Here is an 18,509-nt window from a genome sequence, read left to right on the forward strand (position 1 = left end):
CACTTCTTTGATAAAACTGTGGCGCCTATCCGGGCCGCCACAGTTTCTTAACCTAAATTCAAATCTCATCTTAGGTGATGAGTTCACAAAACCATAAAGGATTAACCAATCCTTTATCCTGATATACTAGTGCTCAATTCAAACACTAATTTCTTTTCATAGCACCTGCTTTGGTTTAAATCATCAGTGCTCCCCGTGTTGTCTTATTTCTCAATCAACTGAGGCGGGTCCTTCAAATACTTGTCCTGCACCCTAAGCTTCCTGGTCGTCGATATTTCAACCTTCAGTGCCCGCTAAATTCCGGATCTCCATTGGGCTTAGCCGCGTTCTGCGTTTGATAAACCTGGCAAAGTAAGCCTGGTCCCGGAAACCCAGTTCAAAAGTGATTTCTTTCACAGAATCCTTACCGTCCCGGAGCAATTTCAGTGCTTCCTGAAACAACCTGTCCTGGATCATTTGATACACCGTCATCCCCAAATGGGCCTTACCCATCTTGTCCAGTTGATATAATGAGGTTCCCATCAATGCGGCGTAATACTCCCTGTATTTACATTTCCTAAAATCTGTTTCGATCAGGCGTTGTAAACGAAACAGCAGCTTAATCTCGTCCAGAACGTAACCCCGCTGAGCCCAGTCAGCTACAGGAGTTTCCTTTACCAATTCCTGTGTCATTTCGATTACTTGTGTTCATCAATGGCAGCCTGGAACATTTTCTTCTCATTGTCCGGCACATTCGTGCCGAATTTCTCCAGGTAAGTGGTCGCTGCAGGAACATAGTTCTTCCAGTCCTGTTTGTTGTAAAACCCAACTGTCTTCGCACGAAGGAATATTTCCTCACCTGGAGCACCGTATGGTTTTACCGCATCCTCAACGGCTGTCCAATCGACCGGATCAGCACTCATCAAGGGTTCCATTTCCCCTTTTAAGATCATGTTCATCATGGCCACTGTATATTTACGTTCACCCATTACCTTTTTGAATGTCTCCGCATCCTTGTTCATCAAAGTAAAACCAGCATCTTTAGTGCTTTTGGTAAACTGAACCACGGAGTTGATGTCTTCTTCTTTTAAGGGCATCTTTAACCCGGCTATGTAGTCCTTACCTGCTAATTCTGCTCCCAATTTATCGCCCACCTGTGTGGCTGTCATGGACAGTTGTTTTAAAAAAACCGGATCTCTTTTTCCATCGATGTACTGCTGCAGCATGGCACTGTATTTCAGTCCGGGCTCGGTTAGATCAGCATCCTGAGCGGTCACCATTGGTACATTTTTTTCTGCATCGGGATTGAGCGGACTGTGAATCGTTCTCAGCTCCGCAAAGGGAATTTTGACCACTTCCCGGTCATAAGTCATCAGTCCGTTCTGCTCTCCTTCCACATCAAATGGCTGGGTATAAATTGAGCCTGAAAGCCCCTGTTTTTCCATCAGCTTCAAGTGCTGGTTCATGATGGTATATTTTGCACGCAACCCTGAAGGCTTCTCGGTAATGTAGCCCCAGGCGGAACTGGTGTTCCACTGGTGATCCGGGATAAATACGCCTATGCCGCCGAACTCCCCGCAAACCTGTGCTTTGCCTGGTTGTTTGACGCTCATCATCGGGTCAGGATAACTGTGCACATCGGTCATATCCGCAGATACATAGGCATTCGGAGAAGGAGAACGCAAAACTTCATTCACGTACAAAATTTCCCCGGAGTGCCCGTTCAAGATTCGGGAAGGATCAGTTTTTTTGATCCATTCACTCAGTCTTTGCTGGTCATATTGGCCCCATTTCTCGTTGAACAGCATCCAGCAAACTATAGAGGGATAATTGTGCAATTGGGTAAGTGTTTCTGAACATTGTGCTTCAAAAGCGGCTTTGCTTCCTTCCGGCAATCCCTGGTTCGGGTTTACCATGTCCTGCCATACCAACATCCCCAGCTTATCCGCATGGTAATACCAGCGGGCGGGTTCTACTTTAATGTGTTTACGGATAGTGTTAAAACCCATGGCCTTAATGGCTTTGATGTCAAAGGAAAGGGCTTCGTCCGTTGGGGCCGTATACAGCCCCTCCGGCCAGAAGCCCTGGTCAAGCGTTCCCAAATTAAAATAAGGTTTGTTGTTTAAAAAGATGAGGTCCACACCCGCAGCATCTTTGGCAATGCCGATCTTGCGCATTCCGAAATAGGAAGTTACTTTATCTACCACCTTACCGTCTTTCAGTAATTTCACTTCCAGGTCATACAGGAAAGGGGAAGCAGGTGACCATAGTCTTGCATTTTTAACCGGAAGCTGTAGTTCAGTATCCGAATTCCCGAATACGGCGTTTACCTTGGCTTTTCCGTCAAATACTGTGGCTTCGATTTTACAGCCTGCAGGTGCTTTTATGGTAAGGTTTAATATCTCTTTATCTATATCAGGTGTCATTTTCAGCTCACTGATATAGGCTGCAGGAACAACTTCCATCCATACGGTTTGCCAGATTCCCGAAGTTGGTGTATAATAGATATTAGCTGGATTCAGGACTTGTTTGCCGTGAGGTCCGTTTCCTTTGTCTGTGGGATCGTAGACTTTCACCATCAGCTCATTAGTTCTTGAAGTCAATGTCTCAGTGATATCGATATCAAACGCGGTATATCCTCCGGTGTGTGAACCGACTTCTTTGCCGTTGATATACACCCAGCACTGGTAATCCACCGCTCCAAAATGCAACAACACACGTTCACCAGCTTTCTGCGCAGGTCTAACAATACTTCTTTTATAGATCAGGTGCTGGTCAGGCAACAATGCCTTCTTCACCCCTGACAGAGCAGATTCAATAGGATAAGGCACCAAGATCGTTCCCTCGCTTAGCAACTTCATGTTATTGGTCTTTGCTGTTATGGCATAATCCCATAGCCCGTTCAGGTTTGTCCAGTTTGCACGAACCATTTGTGGTCTGGGGTATTCCTTCAAGGCATTTTCCGGGGAAACCAGTTTAGCCCATCGGCTTTGAATAGGTACTTCCTCCATTTGGTATTTTTGTTGTGCCTGTACTGCGATATTCATAAAATTGAACAAGGCGGTGGCCAGGAACAAGCATTTTTTTGCTTGGTTTAGCATGTTTTATGTGTTTTTATGGTTGTTTGTCTTTTCTAAAAGTTCAGTTTGTATTTGTATAGGTAGTGATCATATAGGGCGTAAAGTGACTGTCCGTATACCTTAAAATCAGTTAACTTTTTCTTATTAAAATCCGGTAAGTAAAAACTAAAATGATATTTGCCATCTTTAATGGTATAAACATCAATGATTGAAACTTCTTTCAGCGATTCCACAACTTCGTTATCTGCTATTAGACCCGATTGGATAAATAAATATCCCTCATTTACAGCAATTCTTTTATTTACTTCAATCGGCGGTGCAGCCAAAGTCGTTTGATTTTGAGACTTGATATCCACGATTTTAACCTTAGCAGTTGAATTTGTGTCAATCGTCTTTCCTTGATACAACAAATTAAGATTAGTATCAGCACAAATAAACTGATTCCGGTAGTAGTAGACATAAAAAATCCTTGCAGATTTCGGTTCAACTATCAGGTTACCATCAGTACTAAAAATGCCATCCACCTGCTTATGAAGCAGGTTGGGCGAAACACGAAATCCCGCTGAGTCCAATTGATATTTTACCAGTTTGTTTTCAGCATTTTGGACTATCCTCAAAACCAAGGAATTTCTTGCAATATATGCGGCTTGAGTAAAATATGGAGGTTTTACAAGCGGTTTAAGAAATGGATATTGAATAGAGCTATATAATATAAGTGGCTGATCACCGTCTAGAGTATAAATTGAGCCATCACTGACCAAACTGAAATAACCTTTTGTTAATTTACTTCCTTCGGGAAATTCTAAATTATATGCGGAAGAATCATTTACTGCAACATTAACTTTTAATAATTTCTCAGGAGTGTATAGATTTGCCAAATAGATTGAATCATAATTGAGTCCAGCAATGTACCACCTGCCCTCGCTTAAAGCCATAACATTATCGGGAACAATTTTATGGGACGGCAGTAATCGAATAAAATTGTTTTTATTTTCCCTCGCATTAGTGGATAAGAAATACAGAGCTCCAACTGATACTACGCTAAAAATCAAACAAATTAATATTACAAAGAATCTTTTATAAATCATGATTAGTTTAATTAAGCCTGGGTTACTAAACCCAGGCTATCTTTTTAGTTAAAACGCCTTAATGGAAGACTGCAAGTCGGAGGAGGAAACCCTGTTTCATCATAATAAAAGATGGGTTGAGTGTTATATGTGCATTGAGCCCCTGTAAAAAAACTCTCGCAATATTCTTGATCTGTCTCATCGTTATTAGCATAGCAAGTACCACCAGAAGTGAATGAAAACCACATCAAGGCTTTGCCTTGAGATTTAAAAGCAAATGTTGATGTTACAGCCAAGACGAATGCTGCAGTCATTAAAAGATTTCTAAATTTCATTTTTAAAAATTTAAGTTAATCATCAGCAATTTCAAGAGTGCTGATTTCCCTTCTTATCGCGAATAAGTTCTTTATTATCTACTTGAGGATATATTAAAATAGCAAAGGTACCAAGAATCATAAAACATACATTAAAGAGAAGATGTTGTTTCCATGACATGTTCTGTAATATTCCACCGCATGAACAAGGTATATAGGGGCTGAAATTTAAAATTGCTACTATGTATGCTGAAAACACGGCCATTAAACAAAAGGAAACATATAAAGCAAAATATTGGAAGTTTTTCCAAGCTAGCAAAACGGACAATATCAGTTCGACAAAGGGTATTCCATAGACAATATATCTTGTAAATGCATTTAGTAATGGAGATTTCCCCAATTCAACTCTAAATTTCTCAATATCCTGAATCTTACTAAAAGCTGCATATACAAAAAGTAAGATAAAAAGTGCGCTTATAATCTCTGTTACTATGACTTTTTTTTTATAACTCATTTGGAATTCTTATTTTGGTTCATAAAATCCTTCTCTTTTAATAAAAGCTAACATCGGATCCAGCCATTCAACAACCGAAAGTCGCGATGTAAATCCATGGTTACCCTTAGGAAACAAATGCAACTCGGCATCTACCCCCTTCCTTTGCAAAGCCTGATAAAACACAATGCTGTTATCGACATCAACAATACTGTCATCACCAGCATGTGTTAAATAGGTTGGAGGAGTTGTTTTGGTTACTTGAAGCTCATTAGAGAACAGCTCTATTCTTTCCTTGGACGGTTCCATTCCTAGTAAAGAAATCCTGGAGCCCATATGCGTCAAGCTATCCCCCATACTGATCAACGGATAGACCAGGATCATAAAATCAGGACGCAAATTGATATTTTCTGGATTTGGGCTATAGCTTTTACTAAAATGCGTTCCTAAAGTCGAAGCCAGATGTCCACCTGCACTATAGCCAATCACCCCGATCCTTTTTTGACCAATACCCCAAGAAGCGGCTTTTGATCTGACTACCTTTATGGCTTGCTGTGCATCCATTAATGAACCAAAGCTCTTATCCCGCATTGTTTCTCGTCTAGGTAATCGATATTTGACAACAAAAGCTGCAATTCCCTTTTTAACAAACTCCTTAGCGATGCTTATTCCTTCTTCTTCGTAAGCTAAAAACGAGTAGGCACCGCCAGGGAAAATAATCACAGCTGTTCCTGTCGCCGCTCTTCTTTCAGGAAGGTAAAGCGTTAAAGTTGGTTGTTCAGCATCCGATAACTTAAGTAAATTATTGGGAACACTATCCGGATAAAGGGGCAAGACCTTCTGAGCCGAGGCAATTCTAACAATAAAGAAGAGAAGAATTAATAATTTCACTTTCATATTATCTATCTATTTGTCAATCCAAGTTTTTTCACCTTTTTCCATCTTTGCAAGATGATCTAATTGCTCTGGTTCGTATATGGTACCCTTTGAAAGTTCAAGTGCCTTTTTTTGCCACCAGATAGCCTGGGTACTTCTACCACATTTATACAACAAATTGGCATATGTATCATATGCAGCTGCATCATTTTGATACCATTCCTCCATCGCATACTTCATAACTACGTCACAAGCAAACTTCAATACATTTAGATCATTTACGTTTTTAAATAACTTCCATGAAACATTGTTTACATTCCATTCTGAGCGCTTTAAGGCACTTTGATAGTACAAAACATAATATTTCTTGAAATTTTTCCAGTCATTGGATTCTAAATGATAAATCATTTGTTTTCCATAGACCATTTCTCTTCCTAATACGCCGAATTTGGAACTTATTTCTTGTTCTAGAGCTTCCCAATTAGGACTCCTTACTTTCCAAGTGCTCCTTCCAGGAATAAATTCATCTGCAATAACCGACCTAATGGAATATTCCGCCTGATTGCTACCTAATATTAAATTGATCTGCTCTCGATTTTTTACAAAAAATTGGAACCCCTTACCGACTGTTGACCCCAAATGATCTTTGATAAAGGATAAATTATCTTTAGTTTTCAACAATTTATCGTCTAACTTGAATAGATAATTATCAATATAATCGTTTGCCACAAGGTTTGCTGTTGCACTATCTCCAGCATAGCTTGATGATTGAACTAGATAAGGGAATTGATTGTAACCTAAAGTTTTGCCTTTGTACTCAGCTAACAAGGTAAAATACTGCCTTTTTGTATCTAGGGCATTTTGAGCCAATTTAAGAAAGGTTGAATCCGGAATCACTCCGCTGAATTTATGAACGGCCTTCCCTTTTGAATCGAAAAACAAAAATGTTGGGTATCCATTCACATTGTAATCATGCCTTATTTGATCACTCAACTTCTCCGGATTCTGAATGAAATTGCTATCATTGTTAACAGAATCCATTTGTAGTTTTACTGAAATGAATCTATCATTGAGAAAAGCGCCCACCAATTCTGATGAAAAGACATAGTTGTCCATCCATTTGCATGGAGCACACCAGGATGCAAATACATCCATGAAAATGAATTTTTGTTCCTTCTCCGCTTTTATCTTTATTTGTTCCCAACTCAAATCATGCTCAAAATCAATAGACTTCTTTTGAGCATTTGTTAATTGCGTCAGAATTATAAAAAATAAACTTAAAATAATTGTTTTCATGTATTTCTATTTAAGGGTAAATTGTTCTGGATTCATTGAGAGGGACATTCAAACTACTTTGTTCTTTTTTAGAAATAAGTCCTGTCCCTGGTTTTCTGCCAAGGGTATCAAGCTGAAAGTCGGCTGTGAACCTTCTTGACGCGGCTTTCACCCCATCGATCATCCAAACAGGAGCCGCTTTATTCTTTAAGTAATGATCAAAAAACTGCATCATTCTAGCACTAAAATCTTCAGCGTTCCTGCCACTAAGTTCATGACTGCCATTAGGATATGCCAACATCCAAGAGGTTTTACCCAGCCGACGAAGACCAAGAAAAAACTCAACTATGTTTGGATACGGACATAGCGGATCCTCTTTCCCATGTTCCATTAAAAGTGGTGTAACCACTTTGTCCGCGAATAAAATCGGAGAATTATTTATATATTTTTCTAAATTACCCCAGATGGGAGCCCCCATTCTTAGTTGGCCACCCATTTCATAAGTTCCAAATGCTACGCCATCATATCCGTCTCTCGGGTTACCATATAGTGTTCCATAACCACTTATCCAGTCGCTTAGTCCTGATGCAGAACATGCAGCTGCGAATAAATTGGTACGAGTAACAAGATAGTTAACTTGTACACCTCCAAAACTATGTCCTTGAATTCCCAGTTTGTCAGCATTTACATATGGTAATTTTGAAATATATTGAGCAGCAGATACCACTGCATCATATGTTCCCTGCATCGGATCACCGACTGAATGCCAAATATCAGGAGTAAACACAAGGTAGCCATTGCTAACATATGTGGGTATGTTTATTCTTCCGGTTGAAATTTTAGGATCCAAAAAAGCATTTAACCGATCGGAAAGAAGTTCATACAGATTGAATATGATGGGATACTTTTGGTTTGGATCAAAATTCTCCGGCTTATATAGAACCCCCTGTAGTTTTCTGCCATCCAATGATTCCCATGAATGTAATTCAGCAGAGTACCAATTGTAACCCTTACTTGGATTAATGTCTGTTAAACTTTTAAAGCATCTGAAGTCGGTGGTCGTAAACAAATTAGGCGCCTCATTGGCACTTTGCCGTCTGACCAAATACATTTCTCTATTTCTGGCTTTAACTGGAGAAAAGTTTGCTCCTTTAGGAACGTAAATGCTTTTTGTATCATATAAATAAGGACCAATGGTTAACAGACTAGGATTTCCAGATTGATTAAGGTCTTTGCAAAAAAAACCGTTATGCTTGTTACCTGTATCAAAGGCTGATAATAAAAGCTGCGTATTCGGGACGACCTTATTTTGGTAATGCAATCCAAGGCTGAAAATAATATTGTGTTTTAATCCATATCCTCCAGTAATATTAAATGCTCTTTTCGTTCCTGTAGGATCTATTTTCCAGATATCATTGCTGTCATAAATCAAAACAAACTTATCACCGGGTGACCATGCTGCTATCCCCCTTATTGTCCTATAACTAACATTTGCGGAGAACCAAGAAGTATTAATATTTTTGGTTACCCCCCTTGTAGTTCCTGAAGTTACATCATAAACAAAATACCCACTTTCTTTCGTATCATAATAAAGTACGTACTTACCTTCTGGCGACAGTTCGATTCCTATAAAACTATTGTTGTCTAAAAAATTAAGTGATTCTCTTTTTCCAGTTATCCCGCTGACAATATCATATGTATTTCTGGAGCTAAGATTCCATTGAGATTCACGATAATCTCCAACACCTATTTGGTGAGAAGAAAGTACAATATCTTCATATTGCCTGTTAAAGAACATCTCATTCTCATACTTTTGTAAGTGAATAACTTGAGGATTATTTAACGGAATAACAGCCAGGTAAGGATCTGTATCCAGAGTCAATTCCCTCTCTTGAACAGTCTGTAATTTGGGATCAGTATAACTCCAGATCTCAGGAGCATTCTTATCGATGATTTTCTTTTTATTATCCTCATTAACAATGGATACATATAGACGTTCTCCATCTTTACTAAATTTTTCCAGGCTCCCTAACCTAAATCTCTCATTTGTTTTTCTACTGTCTGGATCATATATACAAACCGGTTCAACCATTCCTAATTTGTAATAGAATACGCTATCATTGGACCTAAAAGCCAGTTGTTTGGCCTTGTAGTCGAAAATCAGATTTTCTAGGTTAAGACCCTTCCATACGTCTGTCATTACGCCATTGTCCAGGTTGAGCCAGGTTAAATGCTGATTCTTTTTCTCATCTTTCAGGGAAAGGGCATGCATTAAGAGTATTTTTCCATCTTCAGAAAACCAGTTCTCTAGCATTCCTGAAAAGATCCTTTGTTTTCTTGTTTTAAGGTTGCGCAAAACAACAGTTTCTGGCTTATCTTTTTTTTGAATAACGATCCACTCGCCTGCGCCAATGTCATCAATTTTGAAATTAGAAATATTTGGTATGTAACTAATTGTTTTACTCTTAAGATCTACTATACCTAAACTATCTGCCGTATTAAACAGACAATACTTACTATCTGATGTAAACTTTACATTCCTTATCTTGTTATTAATCTCAAGTTGCCAATTAGTACCTGAAGATGTAACAACTAGCTTTTCCTGCTTAGTATTAAACGGTAAAACACCTTTACAAATGCTGTAGCAAACATAATTGCCATCATTGCTAATTATAGGTTGTTCAATATGCTGCCAGACCCTGTACGAGCTGGAATCCAGCAAAGGTTTTTGGGCAAAGATATCCTGTATACTCCCAAAAATCAGAAGTATTAAAAAAAATGCTCTCATATCAGTACTTGATGTATTTATCCGCTGTTCTTAGTTTTAATAGCCCTCATTTTGTGAAAGTTTAGGGTTAGAATTCAGTTCCTCACTACTAATAGGAAACCATTGCTGGTAATTTACCCAAACTCCTCCCCCTATTTTTTTAGGCACTTCGAGTGTCATTATAGAATTGATTCTGTTAGTCCGCTTTAGATTTAGCCATCGATCTCCCCATTCTGTAAATAGCTCGACTTGCCTTTCATGTTCAATTAGTAGCAGCGCGCTATCTTTAGAAACGTTTTCACTAAGCGGAGCTAATTGCTGATTTATAGGTGCACTTTTATTCGTTGCCCTTTCACGTAACTTGTTCAGGTCAACGATTCCATCGGCAATTCTTCCTTGTTGAATTCTTGCTTCGGCTCTAATCAGGTACTGTTCAGCCAAACGAAGAACTGTTGAACATTCAACAACTGGATCTGTTGGAATGAAGGTAGAAATAAGCTTATATTTGTAAGGAAAAAAATATGTGACACCATCAAAAACCACACTATTTACCCAATCACTTTTTCTCTGATCCCCCTCTTCAAAACTATCAATCAATCGGGTATTGAGGGCTGGCTTGTATGTAAGCTCAATAGGATCTGTTAATATGAAAGTATTCCCTTCCTGGGAATTAGTTCCTTTGATCACCGGCTGAAGTTGCCAAATAGCTTCCCTGCTATTTTTTAAAAATACACTGTTTAAATTAACCAGCTCATAATCTGAGTTATCAATTACTTTTGTTGCTTCTACCTCGGATTCCTTCCAATTTTTCGTATATAAATAAGTTCTCGCCAGTAACGCAGTTGCGGCTGATTTGTTCGGCCGCACTCTTTCATTTGTCCCCTTTAACAGGCTTCCACCCAGATATTTTATATCTAACAAACTCTGAGCATCTTTCAGATCCAGAATAATTTGATTCCAAACTTCTGATTGCGCAGCTCTCTTAATTAAGGAATTAGCCTTATAGTCCGTGCTCATGACCAACGGTACATCACCATACAAATTCACCAAATAAAAGAAACAAAGGGCCCGCATGAATTTGGCTTCTCCCAATAGCTGCTGTTTTACTGCCGGCGTGAGAGAATTTGAGTTGGAAACCCCTTCAAGGGCGGAATTAACGATATATAGAACTGGGTAGATATTTTGCCAGAATTCGAATCCAATAGCTCTACTATTTAGCGTATTTGTATAATAAGCATTCAAGTTTTGGTTGTTTGCACCATCATAGAATGTAAGCTCATCTGATGATAATCCTGTAAGACATGAGATGCTCGTTAGCTTTCCTTCCTGAATACCAGCTAAACTTAGATTTGTATAAATCCCAGTTAGAACTGAGGCCGCGGTAACATCACTCTCGTAGACATTGTCCGAATTAAGACTTGTAGTCGGGCCGTCAACTTCTACAAGTTTTTTACAACTGAAAATAGTGAATATTAATAACATAAAATTCACAGAGATAAATAGTTTAATTTTCATGTTCTCCTTGTTATTTTTATAATATATAAACTATATGCCTACCTGTAAGCCAAGAGTAATTACTCTTAATGGAGGTAAAGACAGTGAACTTTTAGTTTCTGGGTCTAATCCAATGTAATTTGTAAAGGTCAATAGATTTTGACCTTGGACATATAATCTGCAACTTTGCAAATAGATCTTCCTCATCCAATTCAAGGGTAATTGATAGGACAGTGATAGGTTCTTTAAGCGAATATAAGATGCATCGGACCAGCTCGCATCGCTTGCCAATATGCTAACCTGAGAGTTAAATAGTAATGAACCGTTACTGCTATATTTTTGAGAACTGGCATCATCACCCGTAGCTTGCCATCTATTTAACAAGGTCCGTGGCATATTACCAACTCCATTTGAAAAAACACCGGCATAAGGGGAAATTTGGCGACCAAAGAAATAATTTTCCCCAATTTGCTTTACAAATTGGAATAAAAAATCTAGTTGAAATCCCTTATATGTAAAAGAATTTTGAAATCCTCCGTAAAACTTTGGATCTGTGTTTAATCTTGCAGTATTATCAATACCATCAACAGGCGAGATGGTAGGATTTCCACTAATATCTGCAAACTGATATAATCCATTAGTTGGATCTACTCCTAGAAAATGATATACTGCTTTTCTATTTATCGGTTGACCAATTGCATAGATATTCGTGTAAGGAGAATTCTCAAAGTCCTTAAAGCTTACCAGTTTGTTTTTTGGTAAGGTTAGATTTATACTGCTTGACCATTTAAAACTAGCAGAACTTATATTTGTCGAAGAAAGAGTAAACTCCCAGCCTAAATTCTGTATTGTTGCTGGCAGATTTGCAGAGATTCCGCGGAAACCAGTGGTAATTGGGAGTTGGTATCCAAGCAGCTGATTTGAAGACCTGTTTTTAAAGTAATTTACGTTAATCAAAACATTATTTCTAAAGAAGCCCAAATCAAGACCTACCTGAAACTTCTTTGTTTCTTCCCACTGCAGATGTGGGTTGGTCAATCCATTTGGTTGATAACCATTTACTCCCTGATATGGAGCATTTACTGAAATTGCATCATATAGATTTAAATATTGATAATTAGAAATCTGATCACTTCCGGTGGTACCAATGCTGGCCCTTAGTTTTCCGAAACTTAAAAATTTCAGGTGATCCTTAATTGCATCTTCTTCAGAAAATATCCATGCCGCCCCAACAGCGCCAAAATTATGAAATTTGTTCTCTGAACCAAATCTTGAGCTTCCATCTCTTCTAGCGGTTAGGTTTAAAATATATTTATCTCGCCAATTGTAATTGATCCGGCCAAAAAGAGCATTGTATTTATAAGTTGAATTTATAGAGGAAAGAGCTGTCAGGGTTGTAGCAGATTTGATATCTTCCATTACTTGATCAGTACTAAAGCCTGATCCGCTGATGGAAGAATAGCTTTTGTCCTCATTCTGAATCGTAGATCCGATTAGAACCTCCAATTTGCCATTTCCTATGCCCAAACTATAATTTACCTGAGGTTCTAAAGAATAAAAAGTCATGCTATTGGCACCAAAAATTGTATTTCTAAATCCCGCTAATACCGATTCTGGATAAGTTGGCGGACTGGTGTTAATTATATTTGCTTGTAAGTTGTTATACCCGAAACTACTTTTAACCTCCAAGCCATCTATAACTTCAAAACTAAGCAAGGCATTTCCAATTAAATTGCTCGTTCTATTCTTAGATTTCGAATATAGATAACCCATTGGATTTCTGGTAAAAGTTGTGCCTACGGAATTAGGCTGCCAATTAATACTCCCCGTTGAAGTATAAAGAGAGGGAGCCACAGGCGATAAAGTCATCGCGGAACTTGTTAAATCTCTTTGTGGTAATAAATTATCATCAACCAAATAAAATCCAGAAAATTGTGCTTTGAACTTCTGATTCGTTGATGCACTGTTAACGTTGAAGTGAACGGATGTTTTAGTATCATCGAAATCACCAGGGAATACATTGCCTTCTTTGTGTAAGCCTGCTCCAACCAAAAATTGTGTGTTGACACTACCACCAGAAACTGATGCTTGTAAATCTGAATAATTTGCAGTTCCACCAATTAATTCCTTTTGCCAGTCAACATTCCTGGTGTCATCCCAAGCACCGTTTAAGTCATAATCATTAGCTTTTAAAGTTGTAATCCCATCATTTTTTAAAGCTTCCCTTCTCATTTCTAGATACTCCTGGGTATTCATTAAATCCAATCTTCTGTTAACGTTCCCCCGTCCACTTTGTACGTTCGCGTTGACTTTAACTTTCCCAGCTTTTCCTTTTTTTGTCGTTATTAAAATTGCTCCGTTTGCTGCCCGTGAACCATAAATTGCTGTCGCATCAGCATCCTTAAGTATGTCAATACTTTCAATATCTGATGGATTAATAAAACTTAAAGGGTTACCAGGCTGAAAAAATAGTTCTCCGTTTATATTCGCATATTCACCGCCTAGTATTCCATTCGCTCCTGGCAATAACTGCGAGGACATTGGAATACCATCTATCACATACAATGGGTCATTACCATTTGCCATACTATTAGTCCCCTGTATCCTAACCTTCACTCCTGTCCCAGCAAAACCAGTCGCCTGTTCAATAAACAATCCCGGCACCCTGCCCTGCAAAGCAAGCAATGGATTATTCACCGGCTGCTTCTCAATCACATCAGCTTTAATCGTCGTTACATTACCAGTAGATAACCTTTGCGTAGTCGTACCATAAGCAATAACCTGAACCTCATCCAACTTAGAAGTACTCAGTTCCAACACCACATCTCCCAATTCCTTCGCAGCCTTAATTTCTTTGGTTACGTACCCGATAAAAGAAACTATCAGTGTGGCATCCTCATCTACGCTTTTTAAATAAAAACTGCCGTTAGCACCAGTACTTACCGCCTTGCCCCCTTTACCTTTGACCGATACAGAGGCACCAGGCAAACCACGGCCATCAGCATCCACCACCCGTCCGCTGACATCAATGGCCTGAAATCGGGCAATGAGATTGTCTAAAAGTGATGGTTGCTTTATTTTCCGTATGGATACAATCTTTCCGTCAATTTTATAACTTAAGCGGAGCCCCGTTAACACGCTTTTCAAAGCTTCATCGAATTCCACATTTGAAAGTGCCACCGTAACTTTTTGGTCATCACCAATGGCCTTGCCATCATAGAAAAAACCATATCCGCTTTGTTTTGTCAGCTCACGAAGCACCGTCTTCAACGGTATGTTCTTCTGAGTCATGGTAATGCGCTGGCCAAATGTCACTGCACTGACCTGCATAAGGGATGCTATTAAAATGACGGTGGTTAGTCGCATAACTAGCAATATTTTGTGGTATAACCGGATCGGTATACCCGTTCTTTTGGTATAGATTGAATACATTTTGTCGTTAGTTTTAGACGCTTCCTTAGCGGTCGACAAGAGACCGTTCATAATTGCTTTTGCAAGCAATTTTCTCTAAGTTTACGTCAGTTTGGTTCTTGCAGTTTGTCTCTCGCCTGAGAAACTAGTGACATCCTGCGGTTTAATTGATTTAAAAATTGATTGCCAGACACAAACCAGCGGTGCTTCACTTCTGGTTTGTTTTTTTCCCCCCTAGCTTTCCTGTCGCCTACTTCCTTTCATCTCTTTACCTGCGTTAACGGTTATTAAATCTGTTGATTCACGATTTAACGTAAGGGAATGAATATTTTTTATAGGTTGGCTATTTAGAAACATACAGCCTCCTTCCTTCAATTTTAAAATGGGCAAGACCACTGGACTCAATCGATTTCAGCACATCCGAAAGATTGCTGCTCCTTGGAATCCAGCCACCCGCCTCCAGATGCTCCGGCACTGATCCACTGTAGATCACTTCCACATCATACCATCTGGCAATCTTCCGCATCGCTACCCGGAAATCCATCTTGTCCAAATAGAACTCATTATTTTTCCAGTCCACAGCAGTTTCCAAATCCGCTTTCGCAACCCTGATCGCTGTTCCATTATTCAGCGCCTGTTGGCCCGGCTTTAGCATTTGCTGCTTCGATTCACCAGATACTTTAACCGATCCTTCGAGCAAGGTTGTTGCCACCACCGGCTCATCCGCATAACTATTGATGTTGAAATGCGTACCCAACACCTCGACTTCCTGCCCGGTCGTCTGTACCACAAAAGGATGGGCTTTATCCTTAGCCACTTCGAAGTAACCTTCCCCACTCAGCCTGACCACCCGTTTCCCGCGCTCATTTAAGGACGCAGTATAGGTCAGGCTTGAAGCAGAGTTTAGCCATACCTGAGAACCATCCGGCAAACGCAGCTGATAAGTTTCTCCATTGGCTGTAGATAAGGTGTTGATTTTATTTGATTCGGTGGTATTGCCTTTGATTTCATAAACGAGTTGTCCATTTGCCGACTTAGTGATCGTTACACCAGCTTCCTGGGCCAGCTCACCATTCGCGGCTGCACTCAATCTGATTTTCTTACCGTTGGCAAGCGTCAGCGTTGCGCCTTGTTTACCGGGAGCAACATCATTGACATTACCCGCGGTTTGAACAGCATCTGTTTTGGACCTGTTTGCATAAAAGAAAATACCCGCGCCAACAGCAAGTATAATAGAAGCAGCCGCAGCGATACGTGGCCACATGCTTCTGATTTTTCTCCTGTTCTGCGGCTGGGTAACTACATAATTAAAAATCGTTTCCTGCTCACCATCCGTCAGGACTGGGGCTTTGAAATCCTCCAGGTCCCAATCTTTATCCACCAATGACAATAAAGACGCGTCATTAGAAAGGTCAGCGATAGCCGACTCCCATTCCTGAGATTCTGCCTGGGTTAGCTGACCCAGTTGATACTGCTGATATAAATAGTGTAATCGTTCTGTATTCATTTTCTATCGAATCCTTAATCTTTGCTTTACCTGGGATTAACACCCATTTAATACTAGGTCGAACGGCAGAAAATTTACGGGTAGGTGAAAAATGAATTATTTCACAACTAACTGATTTTCAGGGAAATAATTTTTACAGTAATTTAAAAATGATCATCAGTACCGCTACATCGGTATGATCCAGCATGTACTGGCGTAGAAACTTGAGGGCATGTTTCATGTGTGTGTGCACCGTGCCCGGTGCAATGTCCAGACGTTCTGCTGCCTGGTCATACTTCAAGCCTTCCTGCTGGCAAAGCTGGTACACCATCCTTTGCTGTTGTGGCAATAACCGGATACCTTCTTCCAGGATCTGACGTGTCTCATTCAACAGGATACCTTCTTCGGTTTCTTCATGTGCTTCTTTCCAGCTAGGCTGCAATTTCTTTTCCGCCCTTCTTTCCAGCTGCATCCTGCGCAGTACATCGATCGCCCGTCTTTTGGCCAAGGATTTCAAATAACCTTCCAGGTTGTAGATTTCAGTGGCCTGCTCACCAGATTGCCATAACTTCAGCATCACTTCCTGTACCACTTCTTCTGCCAGTTCCTTGGAATGAAGCACATAATAGGCAAAACCATATGTTCTGGAGAAATACGCATCATAGACTTTCTTAAAAGCCAGCTGGTTCCCTTCCGCTATTTCAGCAAGCAATTCACGCTCATCCGGAAGAGATTTGTATACCATGATGTTTCCAGTTTTTTCTGATACAATTTACGACTTATTTCACTTCATATCCGTATCTATTTTGTTATGAAGCACTTAATTATTTTCAACAGTGATCGACAAGTACCCCCATGCCTTTCATTTCCAAAAAATTCACATATTCATGAACGAGCTGGATATTGAATCCCGGCCATCGTTCCACTTCCTGAGTGCGGTATCGGAGTAATTGCTGCATGGTTTTGATCCCGTTGGCGTTTGCTGCTCTTTTTAATTCAGCACTCAGTTCAAGTTGCTGTATTTGACAGTTCAGCACATTGATTTCTCCCTGACTATTCATATGAAAATCATTAGTCTTGGTCTGCTGATCCCGAAACAGCCCGGTGATTAAACAAAATAGCGCGGGACACAACCAGAGTTCCGTCTTGGAGGTTCGGCAGAACCTTGAGAACAGAAAACAGCTGCGCCCGCGCTATTGCGCAGGCGAGCAGCATGATTTTCCCTTGTTCTCTTTTAAATTTTGCCGATTTCCAAGACAAGTTCAAATAGCTGACGCTAAATATTTTTAATACACAAAGCTAGCAACTTTTTTGACGCAACATACAAAAGTTATTTATTGAGTTAATGAATTAAATGTCTCTTACAGGATACGCAAATAGTATAGTTGTTGTTTTTGCTTCGGGTAACTCACTGGTTTACAACCTTATTTTATTGGTATTGGTGTATATACGCTGGCAGAATCCGGTTAGCTTCCTGATACACTCGCTCGTTTGCTCATTACCCCCTACTGCCTCGGGGGTTGTTTTTGCTCATGTGGGATCCCTGGAGTGTTAGACTGGATTGTTTGCTTTTCATTTAGCTGTGCCCCATTCCATGGGTCCACTGTTCGTAAAACTGAATGCCTTCGCGAATTGAATTCAACATTGGCATATCCAGTTCACATCCCTGACTCTCACAATGGGTATGGTCTTTTTCGTCCAGTTGAATGGTTCCGATGGTTTCTCCCTCGACAAATATTCCGTATCGTGCATTTCCCAGGGGTTGAATGTCAAAAAACTTTCCCTGATTTCCATTTGCTACTTCTATTCTGAATTGTCCCATATTATTTTTCTTCTTTTAATAGATAACAAATCAGTAGTCGTTTATGTTCGCAGGGAACGCTGGTGTCAGCAAACTAAGCGATATTTCTGCGGCTTGGTACCGATCCTTTCGATCAGCCCCCTTGCCTCCAGATCTAACTTGACGGTCTCACCATACCATTGTACTCTGCCTTCAAAAGTGTCTTTAAGGCGCTGATATAAGGTGTCCATAAGCTGGGTGTGTGTCAGCTTCTCCCCGGATAGAATATCCAGTAATTCTGATTTAACACACTCATATTTGACCATGGCAATTTTCTTATTCGTCTTCCCGGGATCCAGATGAAGTGTCTGGATGGTTTCTGTTTTCATGCTATGTTTATGTCGAACAAAATGAGGGTATAGGTCCGGTCTGGTTTAGTAAATTTTCTGAGCTATGTGTTAACGATTAATTGATGAGGCGCGAAAAG

Annotated in this window: 15 protein-coding genes; all 15 read right to left on the minus strand. The window is 39.8% G+C overall.

Going from position 1 to position 18,509, the window contains the following annotated elements:
* Positions 1–276: 276 nt before the first annotated feature.
* The 15 genes from HQN86_RS12445 to HQN86_RS12515 all read right to left on the minus strand — a co-directional run bounded on the left by HQN86_RS12445 (position 277) and on the right by HQN86_RS12515 (position 18,411).
* Positions 277–672, minus strand: a complete 396-nt coding sequence (locus HQN86_RS12445) for a helix-turn-helix transcriptional regulator (RefSeq protein WP_172661281.1) — start codon at positions 670–672, stop codon at positions 277–279.
* A 5-nt stretch (positions 673–677) separates the two neighbouring features.
* Positions 678–3,080: a glycoside hydrolase family 2 protein gene (locus HQN86_RS12450; protein ID WP_172661282.1), complete on the minus strand. Its 2,403-nt coding sequence runs from the start codon at positions 3,078–3,080 to the stop codon at positions 678–680.
* Positions 3,081–3,112: 32 nt separating this feature from the next.
* Positions 3,113–4,147, minus strand: a complete 1,035-nt coding sequence (locus HQN86_RS12455) for a hypothetical protein (protein WP_172661283.1) — start codon at positions 4,145–4,147, stop codon at positions 3,113–3,115.
* A 44-nt stretch (positions 4,148–4,191) separates the two neighbouring features.
* The gene (locus HQN86_RS12460; protein WP_172661284.1) at positions 4,192–4,461 is read right to left on the minus strand and encodes a hypothetical protein; all 270 of its coding nucleotides are present in this window, start codon (positions 4,459–4,461) and stop codon (positions 4,192–4,194) included.
* 31 nt (positions 4,462–4,492) lie between these two features.
* On the minus strand, positions 4,493–4,954 hold the full coding sequence (locus HQN86_RS12465) for a MauE/DoxX family redox-associated membrane protein (RefSeq protein WP_172661285.1): 462 nt from the start codon (positions 4,952–4,954) through the stop codon (positions 4,493–4,495).
* Positions 4,955–4,963: 9 nt separating this feature from the next.
* Entirely contained in the window at positions 4,964–5,830 is an 867-nt protein-coding gene (locus HQN86_RS12470; RefSeq protein ID WP_172661286.1) for an alpha/beta hydrolase, read from the minus strand.
* Positions 5,831–5,839: 9 nt separating this feature from the next.
* Positions 5,840–7,105, minus strand: coding sequence for a thioredoxin family protein (locus HQN86_RS12475; RefSeq protein WP_172661287.1), 1,266 nt, complete (start codon positions 7,103–7,105; stop codon positions 5,840–5,842).
* Positions 7,106–7,115: 10 nt separating this feature from the next.
* Positions 7,116–9,872, minus strand: a complete 2,757-nt coding sequence (locus tag HQN86_RS12480; RefSeq protein WP_172661288.1) for an alpha/beta hydrolase family protein — start codon at positions 9,870–9,872, stop codon at positions 7,116–7,118.
* A 36-nt stretch (positions 9,873–9,908) separates the two neighbouring features.
* On the minus strand, positions 9,909–11,366 hold the full coding sequence (locus tag HQN86_RS12485; protein ID WP_172661289.1) for a RagB/SusD family nutrient uptake outer membrane protein: 1,458 nt from the start codon (positions 11,364–11,366) through the stop codon (positions 9,909–9,911).
* Between the two features lie 30 nt (positions 11,367–11,396).
* Positions 11,397–14,711, minus strand: coding sequence for a SusC/RagA family TonB-linked outer membrane protein (locus tag HQN86_RS12490; protein WP_172661290.1), 3,315 nt, complete (start codon positions 14,709–14,711; stop codon positions 11,397–11,399).
* Between the two features lie 388 nt (positions 14,712–15,099).
* A complete protein-coding gene (locus HQN86_RS12495; protein WP_172661291.1) occupies positions 15,100–16,263 on the minus strand; it encodes a FecR family protein in 1,164 nt (387 codons plus the stop codon).
* A gap of 133 nt (positions 16,264–16,396) precedes the next feature.
* Positions 16,397–16,987, minus strand: coding sequence for an RNA polymerase sigma factor (locus HQN86_RS12500; RefSeq protein ID WP_172661292.1), 591 nt, complete (start codon positions 16,985–16,987; stop codon positions 16,397–16,399).
* Between the two features lie 85 nt (positions 16,988–17,072).
* Complete coding sequence (locus tag HQN86_RS12505; RefSeq protein WP_172661293.1) at positions 17,073–17,303, minus strand: hypothetical protein; 231 nt, start codon at positions 17,301–17,303, stop codon at positions 17,073–17,075.
* A 515-nt stretch (positions 17,304–17,818) separates the two neighbouring features.
* The gene (locus HQN86_RS12510; RefSeq protein ID WP_172661294.1) at positions 17,819–18,064 is read right to left on the minus strand and encodes a hypothetical protein; all 246 of its coding nucleotides are present in this window, start codon (positions 18,062–18,064) and stop codon (positions 17,819–17,821) included.
* A 65-nt stretch (positions 18,065–18,129) separates the two neighbouring features.
* Positions 18,130–18,411, minus strand: a complete 282-nt coding sequence (locus HQN86_RS12515; RefSeq protein ID WP_172661295.1) for a DUF6958 family protein — start codon at positions 18,409–18,411, stop codon at positions 18,130–18,132.
* Between the last annotated feature and the right edge of the window lie 98 nt (positions 18,412–18,509).

Source organism: Pedobacter panaciterrae (assembly GCF_013204795.1).
Taxonomy (GTDB): Bacteria; Bacteroidota; Bacteroidia; order Sphingobacteriales; family Sphingobacteriaceae; genus Pedobacter; species Pedobacter panaciterrae.